This is a genomic window from Vibrio sp. 5S239 (assembly GCF_041439575.1).
Classification (GTDB): Bacteria; Pseudomonadota; Gammaproteobacteria; order Enterobacterales; family Vibrionaceae; genus Vibrio; species Vibrio kanaloae.
The window spans coordinates 79,555-89,624 of record NZ_JBGOOM010000019.1 but is presented as its reverse complement, the minus strand read 5'-3'; the positions used below and the strand labels follow the sequence as shown (position 1 = coordinate 89,624).

Here is a 10,070-nt window from a genome sequence, read left to right as displayed (position 1 = left end):
CTGGCTTATCATTCAAAAGGCCAGTTTCGCCGATATACATAGAAGCGTATGGAAGGGCGCCATGTTTATCTGTTTTTAAGAAAAGGTCACAAAAGTCTGCAGACAGTTCTAGCTGAGCATCTTCACGTGTTTGTAGGCGGTTCAGCGCGTCCACTAACTTATCAATCGCTGGCTTTAGTGTTTCATTTTCGCCTAAACCAGTTAGGAAAGAACGAATGTCAACAGAGTGGTAGTGATCGAGTTCTTCTTGAGTGAGTTCTTTAGCGAATAAGCTTGATAACCACCAGTAGATTTCTGCTCTTTGTTCGTTGAACGCTTTTGTATCTTTCATTGGATTGATCCTAATATCGTCTTTCGTATACCCGGGGTACTCAGTCTAACTAACCGTGATATTTGCTAAGCGCAAAGTTACTCGTTAGTGGTAATGCCCATATTGAATTGTTATGGACGATAAATAGCAAGGTTTAAGATTGTCTTGTATCAAGAAAAATCCATGTTTCTGGCTTTTATCTTCTGCACCACTAGAATTGTTACTAGTTATGAATAGAATAGTCATTGAAACTATTAAATAAGAAAAGTGGTGTAGATGAGCTATCACGTATTAGTCGTAGAAGATGATGTGGTAACCCGCAGTAAATTGGTTGGATACTTCCAGAACGAAGGTTACACAGTGAGCGAAGCAGAAAGCGGCGCTCAAATGAGAAGCGTGTTAGAAGATAACAACGTGGACCTCATTATGCTGGACATCAACTTGCCAGGCGAAGATGGATTGATGCTAACTCGCGAATTACGCAGTCAATCAGACATTGGAATTATTTTAGTTACTGGACGCACGGATAGCATCGACAAAATCGTAGGCCTAGAAATGGGGGCAGACGATTATGTTACTAAACCTTTCGAACTTCGCGAGTTATTGGTTCGAGTTAAAAACTTACTTTGGCGTATTGCTGCTGCTCGTAAAACAGCAGCGGGCGCAGTCGAAGAAACATCAGATGAGTCCGTGGTTCGTTTTGGTGAGTGGACATTTGATATCCCTCGTCGCGCGTTAAGCAAAAACGGCGAACCGGTGAAACTGACCAAAGCAGAATACGAACTGCTAGTGGCTTTGTCTTCTTACCCTAATCAAGTATTAAGCCGCGAACGTATTCTGAATATGATTAGCCACCGAGTGGACGCACCTAATGACCGTACTATCGACGTACTAATCCGTCGTATGCGTGCAAAGATGGAGTTCGACCCTAAGAATCCACAGATTTTTGTGACGGTTCACGGTGAAGGTTATATGTTCGCTGGTGACTAATACCCTTTGGGGACTTATCGTCAGTAACGATATTTGAAGGAAAAAAGCCGAGACATCATTTGATGTCTCGGCTTTTTATTACTTAACGATTATTGCAAGCGAGCTAAGGACCTATAAATTTCTTTGCTGTTCTATCTGCTCAACAGGCTGAGTTTTCAGGCTGGACTGAGCTTACTGTGCTGCAGAAACTTCACTGTCTTCCTCAGCTAAGCTAGAAGCTTCAGGGACAACAACCGGTTCTTCTGAAATGTCCCTACTGGTGTCTAGCCAGTCACGTAGGTTTTGCCAAACCAATCCCATAGTCTCGTGCCAGTAACGCTCGGTTTGCTCAAGGTAGAGCGCCTTAGGCATGTACTTATTCCAAGGCTCAACAATCCCTTCTTGTGCAAGATAGTTTGTGGGTGCAGGTAATGGATCCATACCTGCAGCATTGAACTCATTCAATGCACGAGTCATATGACTTGCAGAAGTCACCAATACCATTCTCTTGTGCTTAACAAACGCAGCAGCTTGGCGGGCTTCTTCCCAGGTATCTTTTGCTGTCTCAAGCAAAATGATGTCTGGTTTTGCTACGCCGAGGGCCAAGGCAACCTTAGCCATCATTCTGGCATTGCTCACTTCAGTGCCTCCCCCGTAACCAGACAAAATGAGTTTGGCACCAGGATAAAGACGTAGAATACGAATTCCTTCACTCAAACGCATCAAACCGGTGCGGCTAAGCTCTGATGTAGGCGGGATTTGGTCGTCTACGACGTGACCACTTCCAAGCACCATCACGTAATCGACGGTATCGTCGACGGGTAAAAAAGCGGTGTGTTGCCTTTCCATTGGCATTAAAAGTTGGCTAGAAACTGGCTGGAAAGCGATTAGGAAAATACCACAGAGGGCTGAAAGGGTAATTAGGCAACCCGTCTTCCTGTTGATAGTAAACATCACTAGGGCTAAACCCAGAAAGGCGAGAATTAACATTGCTGGCAGTGGCATCAGTAACGAAGACACTACTTTTTTCAGCTCAAACATATCCGAATAGTCCGAAAAAACATCACTTAGTAGTAAAAAGAGACATCGCCTCTTTATTCCTGAAATTCCTGTGACAGAATAGCAGGCACGATAGGACATAATAACTCAAGTAGCCGTGACTGAAGACCGTAATTTCGACGATATTGCCCACAAATTTGCAAAAAATATTTACGGCTCTGACAAAGGAGAGATCCGTCAAGTCATTGTATGGGAAGATTTAGAGCAAGCTTTGAGCAAATTTGAGCATTCATCTTCACCGTTGCATGTGCTTGATGCTGGAGGGGGACTTGCACAGGTGTCGCAAAAAATTGCCGCACTTGGACATAACGTGTCTTTATGCGATCTCTCATCTGAGATGCTTAAACTCGCCGAAGAAAGTATCAGCGAAGCGGGTTTGCTAGAGCAATATCGATTTATTCATTCACCGGTACAAAAAGTCGCAGAACATCTCGATGAGAAAGTCGATTTTGTGATGTTTCACGCGGTCATGGAGTGGCTAGCCGATCCTAAAGAGGCGCTTGATTTATTGCTTGAACAAGTTAAACCGGGTGGCGTTGCCTCGATAATGTTTTACAACCACCACGGATTAGTCCTGAAAAATGTGATTTGTGGCAACATTCCTCATGTATTGAATGGGATGCCACATCGAAAACGGTTTAAGCTGCAACCACAAAAAGGCTTGAAGCCGGAAGAGGTTTATCAATGGATAGAAGACGCTGGTCTAGAAATCTGTGGTAAATCAGGCATTCGCTCTTTCAGTGACTACATAGGTAATATGGAGTACATGGGCGATTACCAATTTGAAGATGTATTGGAACTGGAAAAACAGCTATGTCGCCAAGAGCCATATCTGTCGCTAGGCCGTTATATTCACGTTTGGGCTCAAAAACCTGCGCAATAACAGCGGTGAATGTGGTAAAAGAAGCCACAAGATGCGCTATGCGATCGTAAGAAGCCCGCGTCATAAAGAAATAGGCGTCATATATAACATGTTCGATATGACAAAGAACAGTAACAGGAACCACAATGAGTGAAATGACTCAAACTGCCGAAGAGCAGCCAATTGATGAGTTGGTGGGCTGGGTCAAGCAGCATGATTTTTCATTAAACTTGCCACCAGAGCGCTTAGCATTTTTGATTGCTATCGCAGTACTAAGCAATGAAAGGTTCGATGAAGAGTTGGGCGAGGGTGAATTGCACGATGCATTTACCATCGTCACTCGACTGTTTGAAGATACTGGCGAAGCGTCTGCGTTTCGTGCCAACAACGCCATCAATGAGTTGGTTAAACAGAAGTTGATTAGCCGGTTTACTAGTGAGATCACCGACGGTGCAAGTATTTATCGTCTTTCTCCACTTGCGATCGGAATTTCAGATTATTACTTACGTCACCGTCAATTCTCTAAGTTAAAACTGTCGATTCAACTTTCGATGGTTGCAGATGAGATGGCAAAAGCTATTGAAGCAGCGCAAAAAGGTGGAACTCCAGGACATTGGAGAAAGAACGTTTACGGTGTGCTCAAGTATTCTGTTGGTGAGATTTTCGATCAGATCGATCTTAACCAACGTGTTATGGATGAGCAGCAGCAAACCGTTAAGCAGCAAATTGCCGACCTTTTAAACAAAGATTGGCGAGAGGCGATTAACAACTGTGAAACCTTGCTATCAGAAACCTCGTCCACGCTAAAAGAGTTGCAAGACACCTTGCAAGCGGCGGGTGATGAACTGCAAACACAGATCCTCGATATTCAAGAAATTGTTTACGGTGATGATGAACTCGAGTTCGTTGGCGAAACCCTGTTTGGCTTGCAGATGAAGCTCGACCGAATCACAAGTTGGGGCCAACAAGCGATCGACTTATGGATCGGCTACGACCGCCACGTTCACAAGTTTATTCGTACCGCGATTGATATGGATAAAAACCGTGCCTTTAGCCAGCGCTTGCGTCAGTCAGTCACTGACTACTTTGATGCGCCGTGGTTATTGACCTACGCCGACGCTGAGAAGCTGACGGACCTTCGTGATGAAGCGCTTGTGCTTCGTGATGACGAAGTGATGGGACAAGCACCAATCGACGTAGAGTACGAAGAATTTGAGCAAGTGAATGACCTGCTTTCAGATCGAATTGCAGAGATGTTAAAAGCTCACAAACAGCAAGGCGCGCCAATTGATCTTGGCCTTGTGCTACGCGACTACCTCGCTGCACACCCTCGCACACACCATTTTGATTTAGCCAGAATTGTTGTCGACCAAGCCGTGCGCTTAGGTTACTCAGAGTCTGACTATCAGGCTATTCAGCCAGATTGGCAGGCAATCAACGATTTCGGTGCAAAGGTACAAGCAAATGTCATTAACAAGTACTGATGATTACATGCCAGAGAAACTGGTAAAAGCGATAGCGAACCCGCTGTTTCCTGCGCTAGACAGTATGCTGCGTTCAGGTAAGCATATTTCAACAGAAGATCTAGATAACCACGCGTTACTTTCTGATTTTGAAGTTGAGCTTCAGCATTTTTATCAACGCTACAACACCGAGCTTGTGAAAGCACCGGAAGGCTTCTTTTACTTGCGTCCGCGTTCTACGTCTCTCATTGGTCGTAGTGTGTTGTCTGAACTAGACATGTTGGTTGGCAAGGTATTGTGCTTCTTGTACCTAAGCCCAGAACGTTTAGCGCACGAAGGCATTTTCAACAACCAAGAGTTGTTTGAAGAGCTAATGGCGTTAGCGGATGAGAAAAAACTCATGAAGCTAGCAACCAATCGTGCCTCTGGCTCTGACTTAGACAAAGAAAAGCTCTTTGAAAAAGTACGTACTTCTTTGCGTCGTTTACGCCGTATCGGCATGCTGATTGCGATTGGTGAAACCGGCAAGTTCCGTATTAGCGAAGCGGTATTCCGCTTTGGCGCTGACGTACGTGTTGGTGATGATATGAAAGAAGCGCAATTACGTCTTATCCGTGATGGTGAGGCTGTGGTGCATACTCAAGAGCCTAACCAAGGTAGCTTGTTGAATGAAGAACAAGCGGAAGCCACATCAGAAGTAGATGCAGACGTAGACGAAAACGGTCAACAAGACATTTTTAACGATCAAGCTGACTTTGACCTTGAGTCAAATGATGGCGAACAAACAAAAGTAGAAGGTGAAGCATGATTGAAAGAGGTAAATATCAATCATTAACCATGGTCAACTGGAACGGCTTCTTTGCTCGTACTTTTGATATTGATGGATTGGTTACAACACTTTCTGGCGGTAACGGTGCAGGTAAGTCGACCACAATGGCGGCATTCATCACTGCACTTATCCCCGACCAAAGCCTTCTGCATTTCCGTAACACGACGGAAGCGGGCAGCTCACAGTCGTCTCGTGATAAAGGCCTTTACGGTAAGCTTCAACCTGGCGCATGTTATGCGGCGCTAGACGTTGTGAATTCTCGCAATCAACGCCTACTGTTTGCAGTAAAACTGCAGCAAGTCGCGGGTCGTGATAAGAAAGTCGATATCAAGCCGTTCGTTATCCAAGGTCTTCCAAGCCATGTGAAACCAACGGATGTACTGATTCAGAACGTTTCAGACAGTCACGCTCGTGTGTGTCAGTTGAACGATGTGAAAGCTGCAGTTGCACAATACGAAGGTGCACACTTCAAAGCCTTCTCTTCGATTGTTGATTACCACTCACAGATGTTTGAGTACGGTGTCGTTCCTAAGAAACTGCGTAACAGCAGTGATCGCTCTAAGTTCTACCGCTTAATTGAGGCATCACTTTATGGTGGTATCTCTAGTGCGATTACGCGCTCTCTGCGTGATTACCTTCTGCCGCAAAACGGCGGTGTGAAGAAAGCATTCCAAGATATGGAATCAGCATTACGCGAAAACCGCATGACGCTAGAAGCGATCAAGACAACGCAGTCGGATCGTGACTTGTTCAAGCATTTGATCACTGAATCAACGAACTATGTGGCAGCAGATTACATGCGCCATGCCAACGATCGTCGTAACAAGCTAGATCAAACCATGAAGCTCCGTGGTGAACTGTTTGGTTCTCGCGAAACCTTGCTTGATCAAAACAACCTGCTGAATCGTGTTCAAGAAGAACTTGAACTGCTGGTCGATCAAGAGTCTGCGCTAGAGCAAGATTATCAAGCGGCTTCAGATCATCTTCAACTGGTTCAAACTGCACTTCGTCAGCAAGAGAAAATTGCCCGCTACAGCGAAGATCTAGAAGAGCTTAATGAGCGTCTAGAAGAGCAGATGATGGTGGTTGAAGAAGCCCAAGAGCGAGTACTTCTTGCTGAAGAACAGGCTAACATTACTGAAGAAGAAGTGGATAGCCTGAAAACTCAGTTGGCTGACTATCAACAAGCTTTGGATGTTCAACAAACTCGTGCATTGCAATACCAACAAGCGGTTCAAGCATTAGAGAAAACGAAGCAGTTACTTGGTGATGAATCTATTACCGCAGAAAGTGCATTAACTCTGGTTTCTGAGCTAAAAGCCCAACAAGAATCAAGCACGCAAACGCTACTGTCTACTAAGCATAAGCTAGACATGTCATCTGCTGCGTCTGCACAGTTCGACAAAGCGTTATCTTTGGTTAAAAGCATTGTTGGTGACGTAGAGCGTAAAGAAGCATCCTACAGTGCTAAGCAGGCGTTAGAAAAAGGCCGTAACGCAAAACATGTTGTTGAAAATGAACAACAGTGGCGTGCTCAGCACCGCGACATGGCTCGTGACGTGGCACAACAACGTCAAGCAAAAGAGCTTGCGACTGAATATCAAAAGCAACATAACATCTCACTGACTGACGAAGCGGTTTTCGACGAAGAACGCGAACGTCATGCAATGCAGATCGAAACGCTTGAGTACGCTCAAGAAGAGCTGCGTGAAGCGAAGAGTGAGCAACGTCGTGTGCAACAAAACCACGATCAAGAGATTCAAAAGCTTGAGTCCATTGCTCCTGCGTGGATAACGGCAAACGATGCTCTTGAAGCGTTAAGAGGGCAAACCGAAGCTGAGCTCGAAGATAGCCAAGCAGTGATGACTCACATGCAGCAAGTACTTGAAGATGAGAAATCTCAAGCGGCCGCGAAAGAGCGATTGGCAACTCGTCGTGCTGAACTTGATCAAGAGATTGAACGCTTAGCTTCACCGGGTGGTTCTAACGATCGTCGACTGAAAGGCCTGGCGGATATGCTTGGAGGCGTGCTGCTTTCTGAGATCTACGACGATATCACGATTGGCGATGCTCCTTACTTCAGTGCGATGTACGGCCCAGCTCGTCATGCGATTGTGGTGTCTGATCTCAGTGGTATTAAAGAGAAGTTGGTGGACCTTGATGACTGTCCAGAAGATCTTTACATCCTAGAAGGCGATGTCGATGCGTTTGATGACAGCTCATTCAATGCCGATGAGTTAGAGGGCGCTGTATGTGTTCAGCTTAATGATCGCCAAATGCGTTACTCTCGCTTCCCTGAGATCCCGTTGTTTGGCCGTGCGGCTCGTGAACAACGCTTAGAGAAATTACGTGAAGAGCGTGATGTGGTTGTTGAGAACCACGCGAAAGCAGCATTTGATGCACAAAAACTGAATCGCTTATACCAAGCATTCAACAGCTTTGTTGCGAGACACCTGCACGTTGCATTCAACGCCGATCCTGAACAGGCTCTAGCGTCTATTCGTGATAAGCGTAGTCAAATTGTTCGTTCTTTGGCTGAGTTGGATTCTAAAGAACAGCAGCAACGCAGCCAACTTTTACAAAGCAAGCAAGCACTTGGTGCGCTAGACAAACTCGCGCCTATGGTGCGTATTTTAGAAGACGAAACCTTAGCTGAACGCCTTGCTGAACTAGAAGTACAACTTGAGCGTTTGAGTGAAGCGAAGTCTTTCTTGAACAATCACGGTAAAGCACTTAATTCATTGGAGCAGGTTGTTTCTGCATTAGATGCAGACCCTGAGCAATTTGAAGCGCTAGAAGCGGAATATCAACAAGCTGATAAAGCGCTACAAGCTCTAAAAGGCAAAGTATTCGCACTGTCTGATTTGATTGAGCGTCGTCACTACTTTGCTTACGCAGATTCTGTTGATTTACTTAATAAGAGCAGTGAACTGAGCGAGCAGCTTAAAGCGAAATTGGTTCAAGCAGAGCAAGCGAGAACCAAAGGCCGTGATGGCTTGAAGCAAGCTCGTGAACAGATGAACCAGTACAACCAAGTATTGGCTGCACTGAAGAGCTCGCATCAAGCGAAGCAAGAAACGGTTCAAGAGTTTAAGCAAGAGCTTCAAGAGTTCGGTGTAAACGCTGATGAAGGCTCTGAAGAGCGTGCTGTACGTCGTCGTGATGAGCTTCAAGAGCGTTTGCACACCTCTCGTAGCCGTAAGAGCGAATACGAGCGTACGATTACGTCAACCGAACTTGAGATGAAAGCACTGGCTAAGCGTCTTAAGAAAGTACAGAAAGAGTATTCAGAGCTTCGTACCTTCGTGGTTGCAGCGAAAGCAGGTTGGTGTTCAGTACTTCGTTTAGCCCGTGAGAATGATGTTGAGCGTCGTCTCCACAAGCGTGAATTGGCATACCTAACGGCAGGCGAACTTCGCTCAATGTCGGATAAATCACTGGGTGCGCTACGTTTGGCGGTGGCTGACAATGAAGACCTACGCGATTCGCTACGCCTATCTGAAGACAATGCTCATCCAGAGCGTAAGGTTCTGTTCTATATTGCGGTTTACCAACACCTTCGTGAGCGTATTCGCCAAGACATCATTCATACCGATGATCCGGTTGAAGCAATCGAAGAGATGGAAGTTGAACTGGCTCGTCTAACAGAAGAACTGACGCAGCGTGAAAATCGCCTAGCGATCAGCTCTGAGTCGGTAGCTAGCATCATTAAGAAGACGATTCAGCGTGAGCAGAACCGTATCCGCATGCTGAACCAAGGCTTGTCTAATATTTACTTTGGTCAGGTTAAGGGCGTACGTCTGAACGTTAAGATCCGTGAAAGCCACGAGATCTTATTGTCCGGCCTCGCTACCCAGCAAGAGCAACATAAAGACCTGTTTGAAAGCACTCGCTTTACCTTCTCAGAAGCAATGGCGAAGCTGTTCCAACGTGTTAACCCACATATCGATATGGGTCAACGCTCTCCACAGGTTCTGGGTGAAGAGTTACTGGATTACCGTAACTACCTAGAGTTAAGTGTAGAAGTTAACCGTGGTTCAGACGGTTGGTTACAAGCTGAATCGGGCGCACTTTCTACGGGTGAAGCTATCGGTACGGGTCAATCCATTCTGTTGATGGTTATCCAAAGTTGGGAAGAGGAGTCTCGTCGACTTCGTAGTAAAGATATCGTCCCATGTCGCTTGTTGTTCCTTGATGAGGCAGCACGTTTGGATGCAAAATCTATCTCAACACTGTTTGAGCTTTGTGATCGTCTAGGCATGCAACTTTTGATTGCAGCCCCAGAGAACATTAGCCCAGAAAAAGGCACAACCTATAAATTGGTACGTAAGGTCTTCAAAGACCACGAACACGTGCATGTTGTTGGCCTGCGTGGTTTTGCGCAAAATAAACCAGCATCTCCGGTTCAAGAGCTTATCGAGGAAGCTGAGCAGTAAGTTCAATAATGGCCCAATGATATTTGTTCAAAGCCCCTAACCATTAGGGGCTTTTTTGTACCTCACATTTAACTCTTTTCAACTGAATGCCTCCAGTTCAATCTTCTCATCGATACTGATAAGACCACTCATACCTTATGGT

General features: G+C 45.6%; 7 protein-coding genes. 5 read left to right on the top strand and 2 right to left on the bottom strand.

What is annotated here, in order from left to right:
- Nucleotides 1–331, bottom strand: a 331-nt coding sequence (gene torD / locus ACED48_RS14880) for a molecular chaperone TorD (protein ID WP_371726454.1), incomplete at its 3' end; no start/stop codon positions are given.
- A gap of 255 nt (nucleotides 332–586) precedes the next feature.
- On the opposite strand from torD, the gene torR reads away from it, so the two are divergent.
- Entirely contained in the window at nucleotides 587–1,300 is a 714-nt protein-coding gene (torR, locus tag ACED48_RS14875; protein WP_017055046.1) for a two-component system response regulator TorR, read from the top strand.
- 171 nt (nucleotides 1,301–1,471) lie between these two features.
- Here the strand turns inward: torR and elyC are convergent, their stop codons facing one another.
- Entirely contained in the window at nucleotides 1,472–2,320 is an 849-nt protein-coding gene (gene elyC / locus ACED48_RS14870; protein WP_017055047.1) for an envelope biogenesis factor ElyC, read from the bottom strand.
- Nucleotides 2,321–2,435: 115 nt separating this feature from the next.
- Here elyC and cmoM point away from each other — a divergent pair, with 115 nt between their 5' ends.
- From cmoM to mukB, 4 genes are all read left to right on the top strand, one after another.
- Entirely contained in the window at nucleotides 2,436–3,221 is a 786-nt protein-coding gene (gene cmoM / locus ACED48_RS14865) for a tRNA uridine 5-oxyacetic acid(34) methyltransferase CmoM (RefSeq protein WP_017055048.1), read from the top strand.
- A 125-nt stretch (nucleotides 3,222–3,346) separates the two neighbouring features.
- Nucleotides 3,347–4,684, top strand: a complete 1,338-nt coding sequence (gene mukF, locus ACED48_RS14860) for a chromosome partition protein MukF (protein WP_017055049.1) — start codon at nucleotides 3,347–3,349, stop codon at nucleotides 4,682–4,684.
- On the top strand, nucleotides 4,665–5,471 hold the full coding sequence (gene mukE, locus ACED48_RS14855; protein WP_017055050.1) for a chromosome partition protein MukE: 807 nt from the start codon (nucleotides 4,665–4,667) through the stop codon (nucleotides 5,469–5,471). Before mukF ends, mukE begins: the two co-directional genes overlap by 20 nt.
- The gene (gene mukB, locus ACED48_RS14850) at nucleotides 5,468–9,928 is read left to right on the top strand and encodes a chromosome partition protein MukB (protein WP_017055051.1); all 4,461 of its coding nucleotides are present in this window, start codon (nucleotides 5,468–5,470) and stop codon (nucleotides 9,926–9,928) included. The genes mukE and mukB overlap by 4 nt, the downstream gene beginning before the upstream one ends.
- Nucleotides 9,929–10,070: the final 142 nt, after the last annotated feature.

What these genes read in the sequence shown, in the direction of transcription:
- torR (WP_017055046.1), top strand. Translation starts at nt 587, where the DNA reads ATGAGCTATCACGTATTAGTCGTAGAAGATGATGTGGTAACCCGCAGT.
- elyC (WP_017055047.1), bottom strand. Translation starts at nt 2,320, where the DNA reads ATGTTTGAGCTGAAAAAAGTAGTGTCTTCGTTACTGATGCCACTGCCA.
- mukF (WP_017055049.1), top strand. Translation starts at nt 3,347, where the DNA reads ATGAGTGAAATGACTCAAACTGCCGAAGAGCAGCCAATTGATGAGTTG.
- mukE (WP_017055050.1), top strand. Translation starts at nt 4,665, where the DNA reads ATGTCATTAACAAGTACTGATGATTACATGCCAGAGAAACTGGTAAAA.
- mukB (WP_017055051.1), top strand. Translation starts at nt 5,468, where the DNA reads ATGATTGAAAGAGGTAAATATCAATCATTAACCATGGTCAACTGGAAC.